A 25,984-nucleotide genomic window follows, 5' to 3' on the forward strand; every position below is an offset into this window, starting at 1 on the left:
TGCTCAGGAATTTTTAATATGCAAAATAAGTTATCTATTCGTTCGTATAATCGTGATCGTAGAAGTCATTCTCATGACTTTTATCAGCTAGTGCTGCCTCTTAAAGGGGTTATTAATATCGACGTTGCAAAATTTAGTGGCAAAGTGGCACCCGGTGAATGTGTGTGGATCAATAAGCACCAGATGCATCACTTTACTGCCAATAGTGAGGCGCGTTTTGTGGTGGCTGATATGGAGTTTTTACCACCAAACCTAACGGACTCTGGTCAGCTAGTGTTTGCTATTAACCTGCCACTGATAAGTTACCTTGAATTTATAGAACAACAACTGGGGTATCAAATTAATCCTGTTATGGAGCGCGCTATGTTCCATACCTTTTTTTTGTTATTGGCAGAACAACAGATATTACCGCGTCTAGATAAACGTATTGGCGCGGTGTTGGTGTTTCTTGAGCACAGGCTAGCAGAAAATATTACTATCTCAGATTTAGCGCAAATAGCTTGCTTGAGTGAGACACAGTTTAAAAAAGTGTTTCGAGAGCAAATAGGGCAAACTGCCATACAATATGTCACCCAAAAAAGAATGGAAAAAGCCAAGGCACTGTTACAACACACCGACTATTCAATACAAATGATTGCAGAACATGTGGGCTATACCGATATCTCTGCGTTTAGTCGACGTTTCTCCACTCATTTTGGCTTAACGCCTACTCAGTTTTGTCATTAACTTACGGCTTCTGAAACTATAAAAGCGTCCTATCTGCATAATGTTTAAATATTTATAGTTTAGTATATTTAGCATCATTTTAAGTCGCTAGGTATTATTCAGTGTTAGATAAATTTAACCACCATAAAGGCATAATATTAATTTTAATTGCTAGCCTGTTTTGGGGGACAACAGGTACTGTGGCTAGCTTTGCACCCGAAATCAGTCCATTAGCAATTGGTGCCTTTGCAATGGGGGTGGGTGGGGTATTTCTAGTATTAAACTCGCTTAAAGAGTTATCTTTAGATTGGCGGCTTTTGAGAGGCAGTGCCAAGGTGTTTGTTTTTGGTGGACTGTCTGTGGCCTTGTATCCCTTGGCTTTTTACACTTCTATGCGTTTGTCTGGTGTGGCTATTGGTACTGTTATTTCCCTTGCTAGTGCGCCTTTTTTTGCGGCACTCATAGAGCGCCTGATCAGCAATAAGCTGGTTTCTTTAAAGTGGATGCTTAGTTTTGCAATTGGGATCTTAGGGATCGTGCTTCTAACTTTGGGCAAGGTTCAAGAGCCTCTCGCTAATAACACCGCTATTGAACAATATGCAGGGATCTTGTTGGGGCTAGTAGCAGGTTTGACTTACGCTATTTATTCTTGGTCGGCAAGGAATATGATTAACCGAGGTGTCAATGCAAAATCAGCTATGGCGGGCATGTTTGGTTTTGCCGCAATCCTACTATTACCTTCATTAGCCTTTACTGGCGGTCACTTATTTTCTTCTGCTAATAATGCTTTTGTGGCTATTTATATGGCACTAGTGCCTATGTTTCTTGGGTACTTAATGTTTGGTTATGGTTTAAAGCAAGTAGAGGCGAGTACTGCCACTTTGTTAACCATGTTAGAGCCCATAGTGGCGACAATTTTGGCTGTGGTTGTTTTAGGTGAAGGGTTTATGTTTGTTGGGTGGATAGGGATGGGGTTAATCTTAGTTTGTTTATTACTGCAAACCTTAAAACTGCCTAAATTTAGATTTAATCAATTAAGGGGGATACCAATCCCAATAAAGAAATGACGTCCGAGTGAACCCTTCTTTAGTGGTATAAAAATGCAAATACCATCATATCCAATACATGATCTCCTAGTTGGATTGTAAAGTTTATGTATAGGCTAAAATTTCCCCTCAAAAAAACGTTATGCTCCATTTAAAGTTGTTTGTTTCAGAACTGCTGTGGGTAATTCGGTGCTAGTTTGGACGTATACAACCCACAATGCCAGCTGCTGCTAGCCATTTTACATTTAGAGTTTTAGACCTTGATTTTCAATCACATCTTATTCACCTTGGAATTCCATCATGCTGCTGCGTTTTAATTTAATAATCCTACTTTTATCATTATGGTTAACCGCTTGTTCTAGTAAACCAGAGTTCGACAAAGCGGCGCGTAATCAATTCAGCACCGAGATCCATTCCGATGGTTCAAAGCGTTTTGTATTGTCTATGGCATATCCAACCGACAAACCTAAAGGTGGTCGAGGTGGAAACAAACGCTCTGGTAAAAAAGGTGAGGGTGGCGAACGTTCAGGCAAAGGTAAGGGCGGCCGCGGGCAATCAGGTAAAAAACGAGATGATAAGCAAGAGAGTTTACCGCAAAACAGTGAGTACATTTCAGACGATGAAAAACGTGAGGCTATTATTAGATTGCTAGACGAAAAAATAGCTGAAACTGGTTATTGTAGAGCTGGATATATTGAATTGAATTTTTCGCAAATGCCTGATAATACTGAAATAATAGGAGAGTGTGTTGAAAGCGCTTCAGACCAAGATAAGCAACGCTGGGACTAATGATTTAACATGGTACTTTGTGCTGCAATCATCAGGCAATAATGTGCAGTATCTCAGGCTTGAATAAAGAAAATGATAATACTAGGAGCTTGGCTTTGGATCCTGCGTTGTTTGTGCCTGCTTTTAACAAGTTCTTAAGTAAAAGCTTTTGATAATTTGAATTTACATCGGCTAGAAGCCAATATTCAACCTGACAACATTGCGTCGATAAAGCTTGTTGCAAATAACGGATTTATAAAAGAAGGGTTTTCACGTAATTATTTGAAAGTGGGCGCGGTAGAATGGAAAGATCATGAACGTTGGGCATCGGTAAACGCAAATTGGTCAGAAAAAGTTGATAACATCTGACGACTGAACATTTTGCATAAGTAGCTAATTTTAAGGTATATAACCAATGAGCAAACTAACGAAGATTATTTGTATAAGCTTAATACTTTTAACCGGGTGTACATCCATTCCACCTGACTTGGGAGTTAACAATGGACAACTGACTCCATGCCCTGAGAAACCGAATTGTGTTAGTAGTTTAGCGACAGATAAAAGCCAATATGTTGAACCTATTTTGTATACTGGCACGTCATTACAAATTAAAAACGATTTATTGAAAATACTGAGTGAATCGCAAAATGCCAAGGCCACTGTAATTGAAGATAGTTATATTCGCGCTGAGTTCACGTCTTCAGTATTTGGTTTTGTTGATGACGTAGAATTTTATTTTCCAGATACAAAATCAGCCAATACCAACATTCAAGTGCGCTCAGCGTCTAGAATTGGTTATTCAGACTTTAGTGCAAATCGAAAACGTATTGAACAGATCCGCAGTCAATTTAACGAACTTAATACAGAAAAGTAATTTATAACTCTGGCTCCATACCTTAATTTTCTGTCATTTTTTATATAAGCTTTCAAAAAAACTGCTTAGAAACTAAAAAAGCAGGCTCTCTTACAAAGAAGCGAGCCTGCTTTTGCTAATAATACACTACTGTTAATCGTTGCTATGCAAACTGGCGTTTAAACCGCCCCATTTAGATGAGTCTGCAACTACAGCTTCAACCACACCTGTTTGGCTGTTACGGCGGAACAATAAGCCATTCATACCCGATAATTGACGAGCAGCGACTACTTTGCCATCTGGGGTAGTGATCTTAGTACCAGCTGTTACATACAAGCCTGCTTCAACAATACAGTCATCACCCAAAGAAATTCCGATACCCGCATTGGCGCCTACCATGCTGTTTTTACCTATAGCATTGATAGACTTACCACCACCGGACAAAGTACCCATAGTAGAAGCGCCACCACCAATGTCTGAACCATCACCCACTACCACACCTTGTGAAATACGCCCTTCAACCATTGAGCTACCCAAAGTACCAGCGTTGAAGTTAACAAAACCTTCGTGCATCACAGTGGTGCCAGATGCTAGATGAGCCCCCATACGTACACGATCAGCATCACCAATACGTACACCTTCTGGGATAACGTAATCGGTCATTCTTGGAAATTTGTCGATAGAAGTGACAGCTAAATGATGATCTTCAGTGGCAATCAATTCTCTTAATTCTTCCACCTTATTGGGTAAAACTGGACCAGCTGAAGTCCAAGCGACATTAGTTAATAAACCAAACACGCCTTCAAGATTGATTTGATTGGGTAGCACCGCACATTCTGATAATAAGTGCAGACGTAAATAAGCGTCTTCAGCAGATTTTGGTGTTGCGTCTATATCAAGGCTAATTTCTACAAACTCGCCTTTAATCAAGCCAACTTTGCTAGCTAAGCAGTTACGCTCAATGTGTTTATTACTTCGGGGAAACCATACATCTAAGGTCTTGCCACTTTCGACATCAATATATCGGTGACCATTGCGGGTAATTGTCATTATTAGGTCCTAAATAGGGATTTTGAGTATGCACAGATTATCGCGTGAATTACGCTAAATCACAGCCAGTATTTGTTTATAGGTTATGCCAAATTTCCTAGTTACAATGAGATATCTGGTTTAACGTGGGGATTGCCGAGCTCTATGACTTGTTGGTTAATTGGGAAGTCATGTAAGTCTAACTCTATGCCTCTACTATTTGGGTTAGCGCCGGCTTTATCAAAGAAGCAAAAAGTGAGTATTTGACTGAATGTATTGCTGTGCCATAAATAACAACGGTCAAACCCACTATGCATGAGGGCATAATCTTGTTCGCCCTTTACCCATTTACTACTTCTAGAGACATTACGTTTTTTGAAATACTCTAGTGCTAAAGGGTGTAATTTATTGTGAACTTGCAGCCCTTTAACAAATTGATCTAATCCTATTTCTCCATCTTTTTGTCCACTGTAATCATAAGCCTGTTCCATGGTCATTGGTTCACCAAACTTTTTAACTGCGGCGCTCAGACTTTGTTCGCGTATTGGTACTATGCTCAAATAGGCATCTTGTAAAAAATACGTGGCAGTGACTTGTTGGATAAAACCATTGTACTTATCGAAGTACAACTCTACTTTTTGCTCTAGGCGAGTACCTTCATATGGCTGATAAAAACTAAATTTTATTTTGTCGCTGCGAGTACCACCACGAATTCGTCCTAACTTACCACCTTGATCCGCCAATTGTATTGCTTGCTGCAATACGTTATCTCCGATTTTCACTCCTTTAATTGAGAGTAAAGTATCAGTTGGTTGATTGGCATTATGCATAGTTAAAGTGTTTGATTTATCAAAGCGCTCAAGACCGCGTAATGTTTCAAAAGGGTGAGATTGAGCCCATACTGAGTTTGTTGCCAAGGCTGTTAGCAAACAACTTATTAACGCTAAACGTTTAGCCACTTTTCTTGACTCCTGCTTGTTCAAATATTGTAATTTTATCATACCATCCTGTATTAAATAATGATTAAGTCTACTCTATTGGAGCGAATGAAACATGAATACGTAAGCCCTTACATTTTTTACACTTTTAGTACGGTTTATTTTGCTAATGTATACCATGTATCTTAAATCTATTTGGAGTTACGTTACTTAATGAGTCATTTTTTTCGTCACACTTTTTTGTCTGTAAGCATAGTACTGTTGAGTTTCAGTTTACTGGCATTTTCGGTAAATGCTAAATACACAGAAATTTTCACGCCGCAGCAGATTGACCTTAATTTTAACGTTAATCAACCTGTATTAATTGCGGATCTTTTGCCTCAAGCCGGCAAAGAGCTAGTGGTGGTTGGTGTTGATGATAAGCAGCAACGGTTTCTAGCCATTTATTTTTTCGATCCCCAAAGTAAAACTTATATTGAACAAGACAAGATAAAAATTGCCAACAATGTTTTTGCCTATGATGTGGGTGAACCTCAACAGAGTGGTTTACAAAGTTTGTACCTTTTAGACAAAACAATGGTGCATCGATATGTACCAGCCCATTTATCACATAAAGCGGTTTGGGTGCAGGCTGAGTTGGTTTCGTCTATGTATCTTGGCGAGCAGGCCGATTCATTAAGAAAAATGGACTTTATTCAAGATATAAATAACGACGGCCTTGATGACATTATATTGCCGCACTTTGAACAGTTGAATTTATGGTTGTCCGATTGTTGTGGCGCGCGACATTTTCAACAATTACCTATTGCTGCGCGGATTGAAATGGACAAAAGCAGCGTTAGTTATGACGACCAAGAACTATATTTTCAAGATATGAATGCTAATGGGAAAACCGACTTAGTGATAGTAGATCAAGGTCAACTGAGTGTTTTTTTGCAAAATGAAAATATGCAGTTTTCAGTTACACCTACAAAGATAAACATTAATAAATCCATTTATGCTTTGGATTGGTGGGATATCAAAGGTGTAAATGGACAGGGAATGGATCAAAGTAATATACAACACCGAGTCGTAAGAAAAATCGATGATTTTAACGATGATGGTATCCCAGATATAGCCGTTCAGTTTACTAAAAGTTCTGGTGTATTAGATAAAATTATCGATTTTGAATTTTTTTATGGTGCCCTAAACGAAGGGAAACTGAGCTATTCCGAAAAGGCCAATACTAGAATTACGTCTGAAGAAACCTTGTCTGACCTAACGTTTTTAGACAGAGATATGGACGGTAAACAAGAGGTACTAGTGTCGTCATTTGATATTGGAATTTCCCAGATAATAGGGGCATTGTTATCCGGCAGTATCGATCAAGATGTGTTAGTTTTTTCTATGGATGAAAATCATCAATTTGCTAAAGAGCCTCTTGTTAGTCAGGAAGTGGAAATGACCTTTAGCCTGTCATCAGGTACTCAGGGTCAACCTTTAGTTAAAATGATTGACGTCAATGGCGATGGCGTTAAAGATATAGTATATTCAGATGGCGAGGATTTGATCCGAGCTTTGTTAGCCACACCTAATCAGAAAAAACCTTACTCCAAAAACTCACTACGGCAGAAAATTTCAATGCCTAAAAATCCCTTTAATGCGGCTACTGAAGATCTCAATGGAGACAGTAAAACAGACATAGTATTACATTATGGTCGGGCAGATAGCCCTGAACTTTTAAAGCGTGTGGTTGTGTTAATGGCGAATTAAACGCCAAACTTCACGGATAATGCTCGTATTTAGTACCAGCATTATCTTTTTGAAACAATACTAGTTCATCATATCTGACGCGGTAGATAGTTCAGTTAACATACGTTCAAAGGCTTGCCACTTTCCTGCCTCATCTTTACTTTGTTTAGATATATAAGCTGAGACTATGTCTTTGCCTAAATTATAATTCAGTACGTAAGCGCGATATTGTTCAATAAATCTTACACTTTGTTCAGCTCTTTGTTGCGACACTAAAGAATACTTACGGCGTTGTTCAATGGCTTGTTCTCGGCTAATTTCAGCATTGAGATAAAGTTGAGCTGTAGCGGTAATGGCGTGAGATAATTGCGCTGTTAATTTGTTGAGTTGCTCCAATGTTTCTGCTGTAGCAGGATCTAAACCCGCAATAGGAAATAAAACATCTCGTTCAAAGATCACTTTTTGATCCTCAGGAAAAGCTAAATCAACCCCATAATTGGCGCTACCTTCAGCAATCAATGCATAAGGACTAAATAACGGGAAAATAGAGTATTCAACCCAGCCATTTTTGCCGAGCAAATTATTTTCAATTAATACATTCCACACGTGGTGACCAGGGTAACCTTCATGGCAGCCTAGACCAATGGCGCGATCGATTTGCATAGGAAAGTCTTGATTAATTTGCATCAAACTTTTGTTATCACCTTGATACCAGTTATATCCAGACCAACTTTTGTCTGTGACGTATTCCAATTCAAACCTTTCATTGTTGGGTAGAAAGATGTAGTTATCTGAACGCTTTTTACATTCAGCAATGGCTAGGTTCACCACTTCACTCACTTTTTCTTCAGCTATTGCAAAACGACTCCTAAATGTATCGACTCGCTCAGCTAAATCACCCTCGCCTGGCACAAGTTTGTCTATTTCATTTAAAGCCTGGTCAAATTTTGCGAAGTCATATTGAGGAATGTTAGTGTCGTAAATAAGTCGCGCTTCTTCAGCAAAAGTAAATGATTCGCCGACTAACATCCGCGCTCGCACATCCATAGCCCGAACATTACGGAATAGCGCTTTGTGGCGCAATTTTAGGTCTGGTTTAGCTACTTCTAGGTTTTCTAATTTTTGCAGAAGTTGACTAATATCACTCGCCAACTGTTGTTTGGAACGCAATTGAGCCTTTGCCTGTTTTTTCCACTCATCTGGGCCAAGGTAGGCATCAACATAATCTTTATCATATTCGCCTAGTTCCAGTCCAAGCTTTACATATTGCTCAGCGGCTTGATTAAGCACATTAGAGGCGTCTGATTGTTGTTTCGATACTTCAGCACAGCTGGAGAGAAGTGCTACTAGGCTGAAAAGTAAAGCGATAGTCAATTGTCGAAATTGTGCGGTTATCATAGATAATTCTGCTTCAATATTTATGTGTCGACTGTACCTCAATCATCACTCGTTTTCTCGCCGTTTTCTCTATTATTTCTACTGAAATGACCCTGAGGTAGTTATTTGTCTTTATGATTACATCTGACAATAATAGCGGGCGTTGCCTTCTATCTATACCTGTTTGGTCTAAGCATCATTTATTTGTTTTTCAGACATTCTTACGCTGTGGTAAAATTTGTAGGTACTTAGATATCATTATGTTGAATAAACTTGATATCATACTAGTCGTTTTTTTAGGGGTTCAAATCTAGCTGATTTGAACAACATGATAATTGAACCAACAGCAAGAACTGTTGGCCTTAGGTTTTAATGAAAATACCAAAAAGATTACAACCACTTGTAGATGATGGTCTGATAGATGATGTACTTTATCAGCTTATGAGTGGCAAAGAAGCCACAGTGTATGCTGTGCAGTGCGGCACTGAAGTACGTTGTGCCAAAGTGTATAAAGAGGCAATGAAACGCAGTTTTAAAAAGGCTGCGCAATATCAGGAAGGACGTAAAGTACGTAATACTCGTCGTGCCCGTGCTATGGAAAAAGGCTCTAAGTTTGGTCGTAAGCAACAAGAAGATGCCTGGCAAAATACTGAAGTCGACGCTTTATTTAAATTAGCCAAAGCTGGAGTCAGAGTGCCTGAGCCTTACGGTTGTTATGAAGGTGTGTTACTGATGGAGTTGGTCACCGATGACAACGGCGAAGTGGCACCAAGACTCAACGATGTATCTATGTCTGCAGAGCAAGCCATTGAAGACCATGCATTGGTGATGATTTATGTGATGCGTATGTTATGTGTGGGTTTGATACACGGTGATTTATCTGAATTTAATGTGTTGGTTGACGACTATGGTCCTGTCATTATTGATTTACCTCAAGTAGTAGATGCCGCAGCGAATAACAATGCTTTCAGCATGTTACAGCGTGATGTACGCAATATGAGTGAATATTACGGCCAATATGCCCCAGAACTGACGAAAACTTTTTATGCTGAAGAAATGTGGACTTTGTTTGAAGCGGGTGAACTAACAGTTGATACCGAATTAACAGGTCACTATGATCTACCTGAAGATGACGCAGACGTAGACTCAGTATTAGAAGAAATCAAAGCGGCATTCGCCGAAGAGCAGGAACGCCAAGAAAGAGTAAAAGAAGCCAACGAACCGCTTTAATTAGTAGATTACAGCCACTGAGGATATCCAAGATATTACACGTCATTCCCGCGAAGGCGGGAACCTATTAATAGCTACCGTAACCTCACTTAAGATCTTATAAGAACACCATAACAAAGTTAAATTCTCACTAATTTTTTAAGATGATGAAAACAAGATTCTTTAGCGATTTCTCAGTTTTTGTAGGGGTTCCCGCTTTCGCGGGAATGACGTGGGGTTCGGGGATGAAGGTCTTGTTAAGTTATTAGTCGCGGTTGCGACCCAACTTATCGTGGCTACTAACCCAGTGGCCTCCAATAACCGCACATCCCAAGGAAATGTCTCCAGCCAAAACTGTGGCAGCGACAATTTCCGCCAGTTTGTTAGCCTTGCCTTGACCATAACAACCCAATAATTCTAGGCATTCTTTTTGGGTGGGAAGTCCTGTTCCACCGCCGTATGTCGCCACGATCAAAGAGGGTAGGGTCACCGACATATAGATGTCGCCATTGTCTAATAATTCATGGGCTAAAATGCCTGCATGAGATTCCACCACGTTAGCTTCGTCTTGGCCTGTGGCAATAAACATTGAGGCAATGCCATTGGCAGAGTGGGGGCCATTGTACGCAGCACCGGCCATCATGGCACCGGTATTCGCTAACACAGTCGCCCGCGCCAGAGTTTTAGTATCAACTTTCATGATTTTTTTAAGTACGGATTTTTTAAGTACCACTTCAGCGATCACACGTTTGCCGCGGGAATGTAACATGTTCAGATGAGAATGCTTTTTGTCTGTGTCCATATTGCCCGACAGTAAATATTCGCATTTGTGAGGATAGTTTGCACAGATCCACTCACAGGCGGCCAGTGTGGCTTTTCCGACCATGTTCTGCCCAGCTGCATCACCTGTTGTATAGTTGAACCTCAGATACTTGGTTTTCGATACTGACCATTGTTGAATATGTTCCAACTGCCCTATGCGGGTGGTGGTTTCAGCCACGGTTTTGATTTCGTCAAAGTGCGCAGTGATCCAGTGACCAAAATCTCTGGCTTCTCGGGCATCTTCAAATATAAAGGCCGGCGCCCTTTGCATAAATTGCTCTACTACTGTGGTTTTTACGCCACCACATTCGTTTATTACCCGCATTCCTCGGCTGTAACTGGCCACCAAAGTACCCTCGGTGGTCGCAAGTGGGACATAAAATAATCCCTGGGCATATTCGCCGTTTACTTGAATTGGCCCTGCTATGCCTACCGGCAACTGCACTACACCTATAAAGTTCTCCACATTACCAGGCAGCAGACTTGGATCCACTGAATAGTGTCCGGTGTTGTTTAATGTGGCACCGGTTTTTTCGGTTAAAAACTGCCGTCTTTTTTCGGCCCATTCATTGCTATGATCATTCATAGTGTTACGGGGGATACGGTTAGGATCACTCATTGTCATAATTCCTTAAGTAAAAAACGTTTCCTTTACACAGATCTAAACACTATAAGTTTGTTCGTTAGTATTTAATCTAAGCTGACATTCAAGCTTACTGTGTTGTTAGAGTATGTAAGGTCTCGGTGCTAAATATATATGCAGGAGTGAGGCCAACCCCTAAGTCTTTATTATTATGGATTTTTCTGTGTTTTATTTAATGAAATTTGAACATAAAACTGCACCAGAAAATCCCCTCCTTGCACTATCATAGAGCTCTTTCTCAATCCCAATCAATAGTGGATTGTTTTAAATTATGAGTTAGTGACATTAAACTAAAATGACAAATTTCTCGGAAAAATATTATCCTTAAAGTTAGTTACAAAACAAGGTGAGCAGAACTAATAAAATGCCAACTTTGCACCAGAGACAGCTGACTTATGAGGGACCGCAAGTTCGCGAGTCACCTATCTACACACAAATTAGACAATATTTTGAGAGCATTTTTCCGATTTCCTATGCTTGGATGATTGAAGCTCAATCTAATAAAGTTGTGAAACCTATCTTCAACACTAAATAAGCTTCCCGGTGTCAGTATTATTTTCCTTTCTAAGGCTTGGTAGTACAACGTTTGGGTGTTAATTTTGCTATCGAGTTTAATCCAAAGTGCCAACCCACCATTAGGGATGGAGAAATGCACAGAGTTCGACCAGTATCGTTGAATATTGGTTATCAACTGATCTCGCTGTTGTTTTAGTATTAATCTTTTTTGATTGATGTGCCTTTTATAATGGCCATTTTTTAAAAAACTCGCCAAACCTATTTGAGTTGCTTGACTGTTTGCTAAGCTAGTCACCAATTTTAGTTTGACTATATCTTTTTGCCAACGCCCACCTATGATCCAACCAACTCTTATATCTCGAGACAGTGATTTTGAAAAAGAGCTGCAGAGTATTACCCTGTTTTCAGTATCCAATGATTTTAATGGAAATGGGCGTTCCATAAATCCTAAATCTGCATAGATATCATCTTCGATGAGAGCAATATCATATTGATTGGCTAGGCTAATTAAGTTTTTTTTATGTTCTGTAGGCATAGTGGCACCTGTAGGTGTTGCAAATGCGGGTGTCACTACTAAGGCCTTAATATTCCATTTTTTAAGTGCTGACTCGAAAATATCAATATCTACCCCTGTTGTAGGTGAAGAAGGAATTTCTATGGCATTTAATTGCAGTTGTTGAAGAAGCTGCAACACACCATAAAATCCCGGACTTTCAACCGCCACATTGTCTCCTGGCTGACAGGTTACCATTAAGGCAAGAAACAAACTTTGTTGGCAACCAGAGGTAATGCAATATTCTTCGCTAGATAAACTCAGTCCGTTGTGGCGATAATCATCTTGAAGTTGGTTTCGTAAAACTAATGAGCCTTGGGGCTCATCGTAATACATCGCTTTTTTGTTCGCTTGAAAACGCATCGCGTTATTAATGTGTCGATGCAGGGTAATAAGTGACGAAGACGGCGGTGCTAATGGTTCGTTTGGGAGGATATCAAATGCTGCACTACGATCCATAATGTCCTGAAAAATTTCCGGAACATTCACTTTAATTGGCCGTAAAAATTTAATTTTTTGATGAGTTGGAGCAATGTTCGCTGCCTGTAAAGATACATAGAATCCACTTCTGGCTCTTGCCTCAATTACATTTTCCGACTCAAGTATGTGTAGCGCTTTTATGACAGTATTTTTTGAATGCCCATATGTGACACACAATACACGGATAGAAGGCAATCTTTCACCGACTATCCAGTATTTTTCTTCTATCTGATGTTTTAAACGAGTGGCAAGCACTGCATACAGAGGTTGTTTTATGTGTTGCTCCTTTTAATCTGTACCCATTAATATTTAAAAATGTGTATCTGTAACTATTATGTGGAAATTTTAAAATGACTGCAAAGTATAATCTACGCAAAAGAGTTAAAACAAAGGATGCAAAACCCTAATCATATCCCTATTCGCTTTGTTAAAGTGGCTAATCGTGAGCCCACAAGTGTAAAAATACAGCAAGGAATACCCCACAAAATTTATGTTCGTGCGGTAAAAGGGGTTATTGAGAACTATAGAAGGGGATTTGGAGGTCTATTTTTAGCTGTGTTTATGTTAATTCCTTGGTTAACTTACAATGGTAACCAAGCTGTATTATTTGATTTTGTCGCGCAGCGGTTCCACATTTTTGGCACAACCTTGTGGCCACAAGATCTGACACTGTTAGCTTGGCTATTGATAGTTGCTGCTTTTGGTCTGTTTTTAATCACGGCTATATGGGGACGCGTTTGGTGTGGTTTCATTTGCCCGCAAACAGTCTTTACTTTTTTATTTGTGTGGGTTGAAGAAAAAGTTGAAGGTAGCAGAAACAAGCGAATTCATTTAGATAAGCAGTCATTAAGTAGCAATAAGTTTATTCGAAAATTTCTTAAACATAGTATTTGGTTGGCTATTTCGTTGATAACAGCTCTTACGTTTGTTGCTTATTTTTATCCCGTTAAAGAGTTGTTTGTGTTTTTTTTCTCTTTTAATCTTCATTTCTGGCCGTTATTTTACGTATTACTTTTTACTATTTGCACCTATGCAAATGCGGGATGGATGCGTGAAATCATGTGCACCCACATGTGCCCATATTCGCGTTTTCAGTCATCAATGTTCGACAAGGACACTGTCACTGTCACCTATAATAAAGCGCGAGGAGAGAAGCGAGGCCCGCGTTCACAAAAACTAAACAGTATTGAATACCAAGCCAAAGGTTTGGGTGACTGTATTGACTGCAACCTTTGTGTGCAAGTTTGCCCTACAGGTATCGATATTAGAAACGGTTTGCAGTATGAGTGTATAAACTGTGGGGCCTGCGTAGATGCCTGTAATGGAGTAATGGAAAAAATGGACTATGCCAAAGGCTTAATTGATTATGTTTCCGAGTCATCCTTAACTGGTCAAAAAGCACGTTTTTGGCGTCCTAAAGTTGTGGGTTATTTTACAGTATTTATTGTTATATTTGGATTTCTTAGTTTTGAAATTTATACACGTCCTTTACTTGATTTAGATGTGGTGAGAGATAGAGCATCGCTTTTTAGAGAAGGCACCCACGGCAATATCGAAAATACTTATACTTTGGTTTTAATGAATAAAAGCCAATATGCGCAAACTTTTACGATTGCAATACAAGGACTTGAAGGGGCAAATATAATTGGTGTAAAAAGCATTGATGTTAAGGCTAACGAGTTAGTCAGGCACCCAATAACTGTGGCGCGAGATGTTGCAGACATTGGTGCAGTTGTGGCTGATTTTAGTTTTGTCATTTCCAATAACTACAATCAACAGGCACAACAAAAATCGACTTTTCTTTATCTTTGAGCTTTAGTTACTTAATAAACATCACAGATTGTCTTTGGTCTATTTTGAAATCGAATTCTCGTAGAAAATTCATGCCTAATAAACCATCGGCATTTTCTATGCTTTGCATGGGTAATATCACCACAGGTAAGTTTTCTACAGTGACATGGTTGATGGTTAATTCTTTAAATTGATACATTTTCGCCATAATGTTGCCACCTGCTGTACCAATATTAAAACTTCCTAGGTAGTTGCCTTGGTATCTGCTGCTTAAACTATCAAAATACTGCTCTGATATTGCAGTTACCGATGCGCCAGTATCAATTAATAATGCCACCGGGTTATTGCTTAGTTGTGCTTCGACAACATAATGATTACCAAATTTTTTAAGTGGAACAGCTGGCCCTAGATTGGCTGTTACTTTATCTATTTCGAACTCATCCTCACCACTGTTAAGAGGGGCTTGTTGACGTGCCACTAGGATATCCCTAATGCTTTGGGCATCAGGGTCGTCAGACGCTAGAGAAGCCAGCACATTTTCCATCAGTCCTTCTTGAAAAAGCTCTGCGTACGCCTGCGCCAGTGACAATATATATAATCTGTTACTAGGTTCAAGTTGCAATAGCGGCTCGACAAACATGGCCAAAATATCCCAAGAATAGTTACGTTTTAGTTGCTCAATGGTGTTATTGCTCAAGCGTTCTATTTGTTGTTCAATTTCTTCTTGCTGAACTGCTGTCATTGGGTTTCTTAATAAAACGTAATAGTGGGCTATGGCATCACTTAAAAGAGAGGTTTCCACTTTTAGCTTTGCTTCTAACAGCAAAAAGTCCATGTCTTGTGGGTATTGCTTCAAATATTCTTGTAAAAACTCACCTAAAGTTACTAAGTTTTTCTGTTGCAACCACAAATTTGCTTTAGCTAGTAGTTCAGATCTGTTTGTTATGGATTGGTTTAGGGCTTTGTTTTTACTGTTATAGTCTGAATATAAAGTGTCTGTTGTTTGCTCTAATTGGTCAGCAGACTCTTCGGTAAATGACCCGTTTAATAGTGGTTCGGATACACTCGTTTTTGAAGGTTTGTTATTTTTATTTTCAGAGAGCCCGAATAGATCTTGCTGCGACGGGGCTAACAATAAATAGAGGTTTAGTGCCAAAGAAACACTAAGTAACAGCAATAATGCGCCTATCCATTTACTCATATTATTTTAATCAAATTTAATGGGGGATAAGGTGGCCGGGCCATAAACATTGGAAAATTCTTTCGGCATACGTTTAGGTTTACCTGTAGATAAAGCAATACACACAAATTCTGTTCGTGCTGTTAATAACGTCTGTTGATCGCTGCGGCGAATAAACTGGAATTGACGAGCTAGTTTTAGTTTGTTGTCGCACTCTACAATCCAAGTAGCGCAATCAATCAGGTCATTAACATGAGCTGCAGCTAAATAATTAATATTATGGCGACTAATTGCCATGCCTCTATCTAAAGCCTGATATTGCTCAATCGATAACCCCAAATGATTGGAGTGTGCCCATGAGGTGACTTCTAACTGACTAACGTAAGCGACATTATTCGCATGTTGATAATGGTCTATCTGTTCGGGTAAGACCTGCCAACTGCATAAATACGGATTAGGAAACATCCAAGACATTTAATAATCAAACATTTGGTAGTGGGTTAGGTAAGTTGGGGTTAGCGAGTTGCTGCATAATTTGTTGTTCTTTATTGACTACAGGAGTAATAAATTCTTCTACATTACCGAGGTTTTTGAAAGATTTAAAACCTTTTTCAAGAAACTCATGTAAAGCTAATACTCCTGCCATTTTTGCCGGTTTTCGGGAAATAAACAATAAAGTAGAAATCCCCTTCATTTTGACTACATCAGCCAAGTCGTTACCCAAAGTCCGGATATAGTCGATTTGTTGTTGTCTGGTGGCAAGGTTGTTACAGCTGATATAAGCCTTGGCATAAGTATCTCGATTTATCGTGGTATCTATTAAATTTTTGGCTAAATCAAAATCTAATTCAAAAGATAAAGTATTTAAGTGTAACGCCGAGGCTAATGAGTGCAGTGCGCTTTCAGGTAGAAATTTCGACATCTTTGGCACAATACGCGCAATGTCTTGATCGCGCTGGCTAAAATCATTGGGTCCATAAAGTTCGTTAATAAAAAATTCAACCGCAGGTTTGAAACGTTTTTGTTGATACATTTGCTGATGAGTGGCCAACAAACGTTTGCACTGCCAAGCCTGCACTGCTCGTATTGTCGGCATTAAGCCAGCTTTGTCTGCAATTTCTTGCATGGTGCTGATACCGTGTAAATGTCGAATAATTTGTTTGGTGCTGTCGATCATATTTTTAAGCTTACACTGCCAAATTGGTTGGCAATTATCCATCCAGGGTTAATGTTTCCATTTTTGTTCAGTGTTGCATTAATGTGTGCACAAAATAGGAACGTTCGAAGCAAAAAACTTACACTGTATGATAGCTAAAGTTATTTTTTATAGCTTGGCTCAATTTTTGAGCGAAAACAATAGCTAAGCCCAAACACATAGACAAAATGTTGGGGTAATTTAGGACTAAAGCTGCACCTGAAGACTTTTTATGTATAAAATGCCGCCCTTATGAATGCAAACTCCAACCTAGCCTTTGAACAAACATTTTCCTCGTTGTCAGCAGCTGAGGCAAGTGTGCACAACTATCAAGATTTGATTGTATTGTTCAACGCAACTTTTACCGACACTGAAAATACAGTTTTGGTTAAAGGAGGCGATGAGCCTATCTATATTCCTGCTAACAGCAACCATCAAAATCACCGGATTGTGTTTGCCCACGGCTACTTTGCCAGTGCACTGCATGAAATATCTCATTGGTGTATTGCCGGTAAACAAAGACGATTGTTGGAAGATTATGGTTATTGGTATAGCCCTGATGGCAGAAATGTTCAGCAGCAGGCTGAGTTTGAAAAGGTAGAAGTTAAACCCCAAGCTATCGAATGGGCTTTTTCATGTGCAGCAGGCAAACCTTTTAGGGTGAGTACCGATAATTTAAATGGTGCCCCAGTGGATCTTCAGGGTTTTCAAGAAGCAGTAAAACAACAAGTGTTGTTTTACCTCGAACATGGCTTTCCACCTCGCGCCACTGAGTTTATTGATGTGTTACTAGGGTTTTATGAAACCAAAAATCTAGAGAAGGAAATGTTCGATGTTGCATCAGCCTAAACTTACACCTAAGCCTAGTCGATTGTTTAAGTTAGGTTTGTTAGTTAATCCTTACGCAGGAATTGGCGGCGCACTCGCACTTAAGGGTAGCGATGGTGTTGAAATCCGCGAAAAAGCCTTAGCCATGGGAGCAGAAAAAAAAGCCCTAGATAAAACTCGTATAGCCCTTGAACATATAGTGTCTATCAAAGATCAAGTGCAGCTGTATGTTGCATCAGGTGATATGGGCGAAGTCTTAGCGAAGGAAATGGGCTTTAGTTATAGTCTGGTGTATCAGCCAACAAACACACAAACAGAAAGTCATGATTCAGAGGCTACTGCACAAGCCTTACTTGCTCAACAAGTCGATTTAATCCTCTTTGCTGGTGGTGACGGCACGGCCCGTAATGTCTGTCAGGTGGTTGGCAGCTCAGTGCCGGTTCTGGGTGTGCCAGCAGGCTGTAAAATTCATTCAGCTGTTTATGCTATTACGCCAGCTGCAGCAGGTAGAGTCTTAAAACAAGTGATAAATGGTGAAATTGTTAGTGTTAGTGACGCACAAGTCATGGACATTGATGAAGCTTTGTTTAGACAAGGTAAAGTTAATGCCCGTCAATTCGGTGAAATGCAAGTGCCTACTGAACTGAGATACATTCAAGCCGTTAAAATGGGTGGTAAAGAGTCGGATGAATTAGTCTTGGCAGATATAGCTGCACATATTATTGAAATCATCGAGGATAACCCTGAACAGATATTTGTAATGGGCTCAGGCTCTACTGTTGATTTTATCATGCAAGAACTAGGCATCAAAAATACCTTGTTAGGTGTCGATGTGATCCAAAATAAACAACTGATTGCCAGTGATGTAACCGCTAAAGAGTTATTGGCACTGACCACCAATAAAAGCTGCAAGTTGGTGCTGACGTTAATTGGTGGACAAGGGCATATAATAGGCCGCGGCAATCAGCAACTCAGCGCTGATTTTCTAAAGAAACTAGGTAAAGATAATATTTTGTTAGTCGCCACTAAAACTAAAATCAGTCATTTGTCTGGTCGCGCTCTGATTGTAGATTCTGGCGATCTAACTGTAGATCAGCAATTGTCAGGATTAATCAGCATTATCACCGGTTACCATGATCAAGTGTTATACCCCATAGCCAATTTACAATCCAAGGATCCAGTATGACATCATCTAATCAACAACCCAACGAACTCACATCTTTTATCCAAAAAACCGAAGAGTATTTAGATCAGGTAGTTGGACACGGAAATGATCAAGAATTATTTATTGCCAGCTATCTGCAGGGACACTTTGCTGTAGCTGCGGGTAAAAGCCAAGTTTTGCATATGACACAAATAGAACAATTAGCTGAGTTAATGAATACAAGTTTAGTGGCGGCTTTTGATAATAATGAGTTAGCCGCTGATGATCAGCAACAAGTGTTAAGTTTATGGCAAAAGCTTCTCGCTAGTTAACTGGAATTGGGGCTAGTTCACCCAAAAAACATTAAGCTTCATTGCCTGAATAACGTAATGGGTAGCGTATTCCCCTCTGCATACATATAGCCGTTTAATACATTGCCTTGTGAGCCAATAGTTAACTCAGCCTCAATTTGTAAACTCATTACAAATAAATAAGGTTCTACCCAGTTTAATAACACATTTGTGCCTTGAACAACGCCACTGCCGTTACCAACGTTGTTACCGTAACTGTCATATTCCTGTAAAAATACTTCATTGCCATTTTGCTCAAATACAAAAACATAAGTGCCCACTTGATTGGAATAGTTCCAGCGACCATTAATATTGCTGGTGATATTGTGTTGGGTATAATTATTTCCATTGATAGTTTCTGCAAAAGTGTCAGCTTGGTTGTTTTTTGCCCTAAGTGCCGCTAATTCTTGTTCGGCTAAGAGTTTTTGTTTTTCTTGATTAATGCGTAAATCATCAAGCTCTTTTTGGCGTTTTAATGCTTGAAGTTGCTTTTGGTGATCTTGCTCGGATAGATTGCCCACTAGTTTTGCGGCAGGTTTGGGTCCATTGTTGAAATTAAACCCTCCAGTTGCCGCATATAACCCCGTTACTGCAATGATTAATGAGGTAATGGCGGTAATTACACCAGTAAAGGTTTGAAAAAACGACTTTTGGGGTTCGCTCATAACAAGTAGATCCATTATCAGAGGTGGTTTATCAGTATTCTCTGATTAAAAAGTATAGACCCAAGTTCGAAAACTGAAAATGTCTGCTGCAAATATCATCCCTGTCTGCGAATAAGCCCCCTGACCAAAAATCGATTGGGGTTTAAAGCATCTAACAACTGGTTGGCTAACGGCAATGGTTCGTCCAATATCTGGCTTACTAATATTTCGGCGCAAAGCGGCGCAGTGGTTAACCCTCTAGAGCCTAAACCACAGAGCATAAATAAGTTAGTGTGGTTAATAGGTTGCGGGTAATGTTTGGCAGGCAAAGCTTTATACAAGTCATGATATTTCTGTGTTTGTATACTGCTTTCAGGTACCGCTCCCACCATAGGCAAATGGTCAGGTGTGCTGCATCGTATTGCGGCTCGACCCTTAGTTGTGGCTTGTATATCATGAATCCAGTCACATTTTGTCAGGGCTTGCTGATGCATAGCTAGATTAGTGTGTTGTTCTGTTAATCGATAATCACAGCTTTTATCATCCTTAATATAAGTTGAACCCAAAGCGTGAGATCCTTGCCATGCTGGGGTTAAATAACCTTTATGGCATAACACTGTTGCTAGGTCGGCTAGCTGGTTTTGACTGTTAATGTTTTCTACTTGACCTCTGACTAAACGAAAAGGCAACTGCGACATCTGCTCACAGTCAGCGCTATCGCTACCCGTTGCCATGATCACAATATCAGCATCTGTGTGGCCACCATCTTGCCAATTAAGTTGCCAAGCGCCATTGAACCGCTCTAAAGACGTTAACTGTTTATTCGTTTCTACCTTTGAGTCTGCCGCTTTGACCAGCCCCGACACCAACTCAGGTAAGTTAATCCAGCCACCTTGTGGAATATATAAACCCGGATAGGGTAAATCCAAGTTGGCCAGTGTGGTGGCTTGTTTTGCGTCAATCCAATGTACCAAAGACTCTGGCCATGTTTGGTTGTTGATCAATTTATGATAACGGCTGGCCACTTTGTCATTAAAGGCTAGCTGGATAGTGCCGCACCACTGATGACTATAATGGATCCCTTGATTGAATAACTGTTTATAGAGCTTGCTAGCATAATTGAATGCCAAGGCATGAATTTGACTGGCATGTCCTGCTTCTGCATTAAGCTGCGGGTAAAAACCGCCTTGAGCATTACCTGAGGCCCCCTGGGCTAGATCGTCGTCTTGGCAATAAAGTGTGGCTTGTAAACCTCTTTTACTTAGGGCATAGGCACAATTTGCTCCCGCAAGACCACCACCAATAATGGCAATTTTTGGTGTTTTATTCATGGTGGCGGGTATACGAGTAAAATAGGGGAGGCGACTTAGGTTTTCTGCGGACTTATCAATTGACCCCGCTAACATATCCCGCTTGCGTCCATGGCCTGGTTGTTTTTCTACTGTAAACCCAGCTTCTCTTAAGCCGCGTTTAACATGGCCTGCTGCGGTGAAAGTCGCAAAGTGACATTGATCTTTGGCAAGTAACGCCATGTTCTCAAATAAACTTTGGGTCCACATTTCAGGGTTTTTACTAGGCGCAAAGCCATCAAGAAACCAAGTGTCGACTAAACCTTGAGGTTTGTTTTCTATTTTAGGTAAAACATTGTGCACATCGCCTAACCACAAGTCTAAAATTACCTTGCCGCCAAGAAAGCTAAGGCGGTGACATCCCTCCACTGGGATCGGGTATTGCTCAAGCAAAGGTTGCGAATATTGCTCTAACTGCGGGTACAGGGATAGCGCTTGAGCTAGATCTACATGGCTGATTGGAAATTTTTCGATAGAAATAAAATGTAATCTAAAAGCTGGGTTGCCAACTTGTTGCATAAACTTTTCGAAGTACAATATAGTGACTAAGACGTTGAGACCTGTACCAAATCCAGTTTCCGCGATTGTAAATAGTGGCTCTGAGTACTCTTTCCAACGTTCTAACAATTTATTGTTTTTAACAAACACGTGGGTAGTTTCATCAATGCCTTGGGCATCAGAAAAGTATAAATCTTCAAATTCCGTGGCATAAGGGGTGCCATTTTCATTGAATCGAATGTTTGCATTAGTAATAGTCAAATTTAAAAAGCTCTAAATTGTTGTGTTTGAAACCAAGGTGATTATACATATTCTTTTTCATTTCAATCGCAGTTATAATTTGCAAGCATAAGATTTTATATTTAAGCTAACACGTGTACGCTGAAAGCAGACCAGTTGGCTGAGTAAATTCATTAGAATATGGCAAATTTTTCCTGAAGGGTTAATCATGAGAAGAGCGGTAATTACTGGACTAGGTATAGTATCCAGTATTGGAAACAATAAAGATGAAGTCACAACCTCTCTAAGAGAAGGTCGTTCGGGTATTACTTTTTCGGAAGAATTTGAGCAAGCGGGTATGCGCAGCCAAATTTGGGGCAAAGTAGATTTAGATATTAAAGATCATATTGACCGTAAAATATTACGCTTTATGGGCGAAGCGGCAGGTTATGCTTATATCGCGATGCAACAAGCCATTGATGATTCTGGCTTGAGCGATGATATGGTGTCAAACGTAAGAACAGGTATTATTGCCGGTTCTGGCGGTGCATCATCAAAAAACCAAGTCGAAGCCATCGATATTTTGCGTGAAAAAGGCGTTAAACGTATTGGGCCATATATGGTCACCCGTTGTATGGGCAGCACAGTCTCAGCTTGCCTTGCCACACCGTTTAAAATAAAAGGTGTGAACTATTCAATTAGTTCGGCCTGTTCAACTAGCGCCCATTGTATTGGAAATGCATTAGAGCAAATTCAATTAGGCAAACAAGATATTGTTTTTGCTGGTGGTGGTGAAGAATTACATTACACTTTATCTGCTGAATTTGATGCTATGGGTGCCATGTCAACTAAGTACAACGACGATCCAACAAAAGCATCCCGTACCTATGATACAGATCGTGATGGATTTGTTGGTGCTGGCGGTGGTGGCATGGTGGTAGTTGAAGAGCTTGAACATGCTTTAGCTCGTGGTGCCAAAATTTATGCTGAAATTGTGGGTTATGGCGCTACGTCAGACGGTGCAGATATGGTGGCTCCATCTGGTGAAGGTGCGGTACGTTGTATGCAACAAGCTATGCAAGGTTTAGATAAACCAATCGATTATATCAATACTCACGGTACTTCTACCCCAGTAGGCGATGTAAAAGAGCTATGGGCAATTCGTGAAGTCTTTGGTGATACAACGCCACCACTTAGCGCAACTAAAGCCATGACAGGTCATGCGCTTGGAGCCGCGGGTGTTAACGAAGCCATTTACAGTATTTTGATGATGGAAAACGACTTTATCGCACCATCAATCAATATTGAAAATTTAGATGAACAAGCCAAAGGTATGGACGTGGTCACTACCACTCGTGAGAGTAAATTAACCACAGTCATGTCAAATAGTTTTGGTTTTGGTGGCACCAACGCCACTTTGGTGATGCAAAAGTATCAAGGGTAACTAGTCACCCTAATCTTAGTATTCACAAAACCTATGTTTGATAACAATGTCGCTCACTAAAATGAGTGGCATTTTTTTGAGTTTGTTATCCCGAGTTTAGGTTTATTAGCCTTAAAAACGCCGCTTTGTTGTTTTTATAAGCAGTCAGAAGCATTTTAGTAAACTAAGCTTGCGTAGTTGCTCCATAGCCGCTATCTTGCCGCTCGAATCGGACGCGGGATGGAGCAGTCTGGTAGCTCGTCGGGCTCATAACCCGAAGGTCGTAGGTTCAAATCCTGCTCCCGCAACCAACCGATTCTTCAAAAGTATCAGCATATTTCTCAGAATATTCTAAGCCCTCGGGCTAGCTCTTATTATCCGCGAAAGGTCGTAGGTTCAAATCCTGCTCCCGGAACCAACCGATTCTTCTGTATTTTCAAAAATTCAAAAAATATTCGCCTTAGGCTCCCCTTTATAATCCGCGAAAGGTCATAGATTCAAATCTTGCTGCCGCAACCAGCCTATTCTTCAAGTTCGATAATAAAGTCGCCCTCGGGCTCATTCTTATTATCCACGAAAGGTCGTAGGTTCAAATCCTGCTGCGGCTAGCTAATGCTCTTATAATTATTCCCTTCTGTCCTCAGCTATTAAAGATGGCTTAAAAATTGCCCTATATATTTGACCCTAATGCATTCTAACTGGTTGTCTTAATTTACGTTTGCGTTTGTTTGCTAAAGGACTAAGGGATATGTAGTCCTATCCATAGTCGTAAAAATGATGCTTGTTATTGAGGATTGTTAGGATCTTGGGCACGTATTTTCCATTGAGTAGGGCAAAACGGCAAAAAAGTGCCGTCTCTTTTTTAAGGACAAAAGATGATCAACAACATTCAATTTAGCGAAAAGTCACATAATCTACTCAGCCTTAGGCAACTCAGCAATGATGAGATACAACAATTCTCTGACATACTGAGCGAAGCCAAAAACCAGCAAGGCTCAGCAAAAGACACCTTACTCGCCATGACTGCCAATGAACTGGCGTTAGTGCAAAAAGCGAACTCGTTAGCACACAGCATAAACGTAACAAGCCTTTCTGAAGAAGGTGCCACCAATCTGTTAAGTCAGCCAGACCACTCCGATAAGGTTGATTTAAATAACGATGGGATTGTAGAGGTTGGTGCCGCGAAAACGCTTATTTTTCCTCCCGTAAATGCTCCCGCACATGTTAAATCTGCCTGGGAAAGTGCCACTTCCGACATGAGTGAATCGAATAAAATGATGCTCGAGTTAAGAATGCACATGGCCGTTTTTGGGGTTAACATCGAAGGAGTGGAAGGCAAACAAGCTCTCAGCCCATACCAGCAATGGAGCGAGCAAGGCATTGAAAAATTATTCAAAGACCTAAGTGGTAATCTTGAATTTAGAGTCAATATGGAAGGATGGACAGATCATAATCTGATGTTAAAAGGTTTTTATGATCGTTTTGGATCTGCCCTTAAGCAACCCTCGACCTCTGTTATATCAAGCACACAATCTGCAGCTAACTCCACGAGTAACACTACTCAGTCTGAACTCATGAGTGATCAGGAAAAACAGGTTGTCGAAGATGAAAGCAACTCAACCTATTCTCAGATGATGCAACTTTTACTCGACGCCCGTATGGGCATTGACCGTAAAAAACTGGAAGAAATAGAAGAAAAAATCAAAGCCGTTGAAAATAATCCCAATTTGGACAGTAAGCAAAAAAAGCAATTAATTAAGGCTTTACAACAGCAAAAAGAAATCATACTCGAAGAAGCTGAAAAGCGCACAGTAGAAAACGAAAAACGAAAATCGTTGATATCAAATAATGTTAATTTACTTGAACGTTTAGAGGAACAGCAATTGAAAGGCGTGGGTTAGTAAACTAGTTCTCAGCAGCGTATAAAAAGTACGCTTCGCGCCATCGCGGAGTAAGCAACGGCCTTACAATTAAAACATGGGTTGCACGCACTGAAATACCCTGCGGTGGCCGTTTGATTAGTACACCTTATTGCAGCAACCAGACGGCTTCATTACCAGGCGTTTGGCCTTTTATTCCTCCCGTGACGTTTTTACGCTCAATGAATTTTATGGCGTAATCCGGACTATAATATTGCTGTATATTTTCATGTTTTATTGAAAAAGGAGGCCCCGCCATAACACTTTGGTCATATTCAAAACAAATCAAGAGTTGTGGCGCTTTATTCGTAATTTCTATCAAGTGATGCGTATATTTATTTCTTAGTTCTACAGGTAAGGCTACTAAAGCAGCTCTATCATATATGGCATCGACTGAGCCAATAATATCCGTAGACAAATTGAAAATGTCGCCAACAAATATATCCAAATTTACCGCCTGATAATGGTCAAATTTTCCATTTTTTGAAACGTTTGGTTCAATACCAAGGTTTTTAAATAATTCCTGCACCGCAAACTGGCTTAATTCAGCTCCTACAACTTGGTACCCTTTTGACAGCAACCAGGCTATATCCAAGGTTTTACCGCACAAGGGTATAAATACACGGCTACTTATCGCCAAATTTAGTAGTGAAACGTGCTTTTTTAGTAAAGGGTTGCCGTCATTTTCATGAAAAGCAATATCATTATCTGCCCATTTTTGGTGCCAATAGCTTTCTTTCATTTTCGTTCCTAATGTGTGAAGGGCAGGTATAA

Annotated in this window: 24 protein-coding genes and 1 tRNA gene; 14 read left to right on the forward strand and 11 right to left on the reverse strand. The window is 40.1% G+C overall.

Going from position 1 to position 25,984, the window contains the following annotated elements; genetic code table 11:
* Window positions 1-18 precede the first annotated feature (18 nt).
* The 5 genes from GARC_RS02270 (at window position 19) to GARC_RS02290 (ending at window position 3,393) form a co-directional block, all read left to right on the forward strand.
* Complete coding sequence (locus tag GARC_RS02270) at window positions 19-726, forward strand: helix-turn-helix domain-containing protein (protein ID WP_007616277.1); 708 nt, start codon at window positions 19-21, stop codon at window positions 724-726.
* 101 nt (window positions 727-827) lie between these two features.
* A complete protein-coding gene (locus GARC_RS02275) occupies window positions 828-1,772 on the forward strand; it encodes a DMT family transporter (protein ID WP_007616278.1) in 945 nt (314 codons plus the stop codon).
* A 279-nt stretch (window positions 1,773-2,051) separates the two neighbouring features.
* Window positions 2,052-2,540, forward strand: coding sequence for a hypothetical protein (locus GARC_RS02280; protein ID WP_007616280.1), 489 nt, complete (start codon window positions 2,052-2,054; stop codon window positions 2,538-2,540).
* 156 nt (window positions 2,541-2,696) lie between these two features.
* Window positions 2,697-2,888, forward strand: coding sequence for a GNAT family N-acetyltransferase (locus tag GARC_RS02285; protein WP_007616282.1), 192 nt, complete (start codon window positions 2,697-2,699; stop codon window positions 2,886-2,888).
* A 46-nt stretch (window positions 2,889-2,934) separates the two neighbouring features.
* Complete coding sequence (locus tag GARC_RS02290) at window positions 2,935-3,393, forward strand: DUF1499 domain-containing protein (protein WP_007616284.1); 459 nt, start codon at window positions 2,935-2,937, stop codon at window positions 3,391-3,393.
* 132 nt (window positions 3,394-3,525) lie between these two features.
* On the opposite strand, the gene GARC_RS02295 is transcribed toward GARC_RS02290, so the two are convergent.
* Together GARC_RS02295 and GARC_RS02300 are read right to left on the reverse strand one after the other, a co-directional pair.
* Window positions 3,526-4,422 carry a DapH/DapD/GlmU-related protein gene (locus GARC_RS02295; RefSeq protein WP_007616286.1) on the reverse strand — a complete coding sequence of 299 codons (897 nt, stop codon included), beginning with the start codon at window positions 4,420-4,422 and terminating at the stop codon, window positions 3,526-3,528.
* A 101-nt stretch (window positions 4,423-4,523) separates the two neighbouring features.
* On the reverse strand, window positions 4,524-5,360 hold the full coding sequence (locus GARC_RS02300; RefSeq protein WP_007616289.1) for a hypothetical protein: 837 nt from the start codon (window positions 5,358-5,360) through the stop codon (window positions 4,524-4,526).
* Between the two features lie 192 nt (window positions 5,361-5,552).
* On the opposite strand from GARC_RS02300, the gene GARC_RS02305 reads away from it, so the two are divergent.
* Complete coding sequence (locus tag GARC_RS02305; protein ID WP_007616290.1) at window positions 5,553-7,091, forward strand: FG-GAP repeat domain-containing protein; 1,539 nt, start codon at window positions 5,553-5,555, stop codon at window positions 7,089-7,091.
* A 60-nt stretch (window positions 7,092-7,151) separates the two neighbouring features.
* Here GARC_RS02305 and GARC_RS02310 read toward each other — a convergent pair whose 3' ends face one another.
* Window positions 7,152-8,468, reverse strand: coding sequence for a hypothetical protein (locus GARC_RS02310; RefSeq protein ID WP_007616292.1), 1,317 nt, complete (start codon window positions 8,466-8,468; stop codon window positions 7,152-7,154).
* Between the two features lie 351 nt (window positions 8,469-8,819).
* Here GARC_RS02310 and GARC_RS02315 point away from each other — a divergent pair, with 351 nt between their 5' ends.
* On the forward strand, window positions 8,820-9,677 hold the full coding sequence (locus tag GARC_RS02315) for a PA4780 family RIO1-like protein kinase (RefSeq protein WP_007616296.1): 858 nt from the start codon (window positions 8,820-8,822) through the stop codon (window positions 9,675-9,677).
* Window positions 9,678-9,921: 244 nt separating this feature from the next.
* On the opposite strand, the gene GARC_RS02320 is transcribed toward GARC_RS02315, so the two are convergent.
* Complete coding sequence (locus GARC_RS02320) at window positions 9,922-11,097, reverse strand: hydroxymethylglutaryl-CoA reductase (protein ID WP_007616298.1); 1,176 nt, start codon at window positions 11,095-11,097, stop codon at window positions 9,922-9,924.
* A gap of 442 nt (window positions 11,098-11,539) precedes the next feature.
* Window positions 11,540-12,925, reverse strand: a complete 1,386-nt coding sequence (locus tag GARC_RS02325) for an aminotransferase-like domain-containing protein (protein ID WP_007616300.1) — start codon at window positions 12,923-12,925, stop codon at window positions 11,540-11,542.
* Between the two features lie 138 nt (window positions 12,926-13,063).
* Between GARC_RS02325 and ccoG the strand changes: the two genes are divergently transcribed.
* On the forward strand, window positions 13,064-14,482 hold the full coding sequence (gene ccoG, locus GARC_RS02330) for a cytochrome c oxidase accessory protein CcoG (protein ID WP_007616302.1): 1,419 nt from the start codon (window positions 13,064-13,066) through the stop codon (window positions 14,480-14,482).
* Window positions 14,483-14,489: 7 nt separating this feature from the next.
* Here ccoG and GARC_RS02335 read toward each other — a convergent pair whose 3' ends face one another.
* Genes GARC_RS02335 through GARC_RS02345 form a run of 3 tightly spaced genes read right to left on the reverse strand, consistent with a single transcriptional unit; the run spans window position 14,490 to window position 16,818 of the window.
* Window positions 14,490-15,662: a retropepsin-like aspartic protease family protein gene (locus tag GARC_RS02335; RefSeq protein ID WP_007616304.1), complete on the reverse strand. Its 1,173-nt coding sequence runs from the start codon at window positions 15,660-15,662 to the stop codon at window positions 14,490-14,492.
* Between the two features lie 6 nt (window positions 15,663-15,668).
* Window positions 15,669-16,115 carry an acyl-CoA thioesterase gene (locus GARC_RS02340; protein WP_007616306.1) on the reverse strand — a complete coding sequence of 149 codons (447 nt, stop codon included), beginning with the start codon at window positions 16,113-16,115 and terminating at the stop codon, window positions 15,669-15,671.
* A gap of 7 nt (window positions 16,116-16,122) precedes the next feature.
* A complete protein-coding gene (locus GARC_RS02345; protein ID WP_039988503.1) occupies window positions 16,123-16,818 on the reverse strand; it encodes an FFLEELY motif protein in 696 nt (231 codons plus the stop codon).
* A 270-nt stretch (window positions 16,819-17,088) separates the two neighbouring features.
* On the opposite strand from GARC_RS02345, the gene GARC_RS02350 reads away from it, so the two are divergent.
* The 3 genes from GARC_RS02350 to GARC_RS02360 are packed head-to-tail and all read left to right on the forward strand — an operon-like array spanning window position 17,089 to window position 19,140.
* Entirely contained in the window at window positions 17,089-17,685 is a 597-nt protein-coding gene (locus tag GARC_RS02350) for an elongation factor P hydroxylase (protein WP_007616308.1), read from the forward strand.
* Window positions 17,669-18,850, forward strand: a complete 1,182-nt coding sequence (locus GARC_RS02355) for an ATP-NAD kinase family protein (RefSeq protein ID WP_007616309.1) — start codon at window positions 17,669-17,671, stop codon at window positions 18,848-18,850. The genes GARC_RS02350 and GARC_RS02355 overlap by 17 nt, the downstream gene beginning before the upstream one ends.
* The gene (locus GARC_RS02360) at window positions 18,847-19,140 is read left to right on the forward strand and encodes a YfcL family protein (protein WP_007616310.1); all 294 of its coding nucleotides are present in this window, start codon (window positions 18,847-18,849) and stop codon (window positions 19,138-19,140) included. The genes GARC_RS02355 and GARC_RS02360 overlap by 4 nt, the downstream gene beginning before the upstream one ends.
* A gap of 38 nt (window positions 19,141-19,178) precedes the next feature.
* Here the strand turns inward: GARC_RS02360 and GARC_RS02365 are convergent, their stop codons facing one another.
* Together GARC_RS02365 and mnmC are read right to left on the reverse strand one after the other, a co-directional pair.
* Entirely contained in the window at window positions 19,179-19,823 is a 645-nt protein-coding gene (locus GARC_RS02365; RefSeq protein WP_007616311.1) for a hypothetical protein, read from the reverse strand.
* Between the two features lie 95 nt (window positions 19,824-19,918).
* A complete protein-coding gene (mnmC, locus tag GARC_RS02370; protein WP_007616312.1) occupies window positions 19,919-21,910 on the reverse strand; it encodes a bifunctional tRNA (5-methylaminomethyl-2-thiouridine)(34)-methyltransferase MnmD/FAD-dependent 5-carboxymethylaminomethyl-2-thiouridine(34) oxidoreductase MnmC in 1,992 nt (663 codons plus the stop codon).
* 187 nt (window positions 21,911-22,097) lie between these two features.
* On the opposite strand from mnmC, the gene fabB reads away from it, so the two are divergent.
* The 3 genes from fabB to GARC_RS25785 all read left to right on the forward strand — a co-directional run bounded on the left by fabB (window position 22,098) and on the right by GARC_RS25785 (window position 25,192).
* Window positions 22,098-23,312, forward strand: coding sequence for a beta-ketoacyl-ACP synthase I (gene fabB, locus GARC_RS02375; RefSeq protein WP_007616313.1), 1,215 nt, complete (start codon window positions 22,098-22,100; stop codon window positions 23,310-23,312).
* A gap of 213 nt (window positions 23,313-23,525) precedes the next feature.
* Window positions 23,526-23,602, forward strand: a tRNA-Met gene (locus GARC_RS02380).
* A gap of 564 nt (window positions 23,603-24,166) precedes the next feature.
* Complete coding sequence (locus GARC_RS25785; protein WP_007616314.1) at window positions 24,167-25,192, forward strand: hypothetical protein; 1,026 nt, start codon at window positions 24,167-24,169, stop codon at window positions 25,190-25,192.
* Window positions 25,193-25,319: 127 nt separating this feature from the next.
* Here GARC_RS25785 and tmpT read toward each other — a convergent pair whose 3' ends face one another.
* Complete coding sequence (gene tmpT, locus GARC_RS02395; RefSeq protein ID WP_007616315.1) at window positions 25,320-25,952, reverse strand: thiopurine S-methyltransferase; 633 nt, start codon at window positions 25,950-25,952, stop codon at window positions 25,320-25,322.
* Window positions 25,953-25,984 lie beyond the last annotated feature (32 nt).

The sequence above is a fragment of the Paraglaciecola arctica BSs20135 genome, assembly GCF_000314995.1.
Lineage (GTDB): Bacteria > Pseudomonadota > Gammaproteobacteria > Enterobacterales > Alteromonadaceae > Paraglaciecola > Paraglaciecola arctica.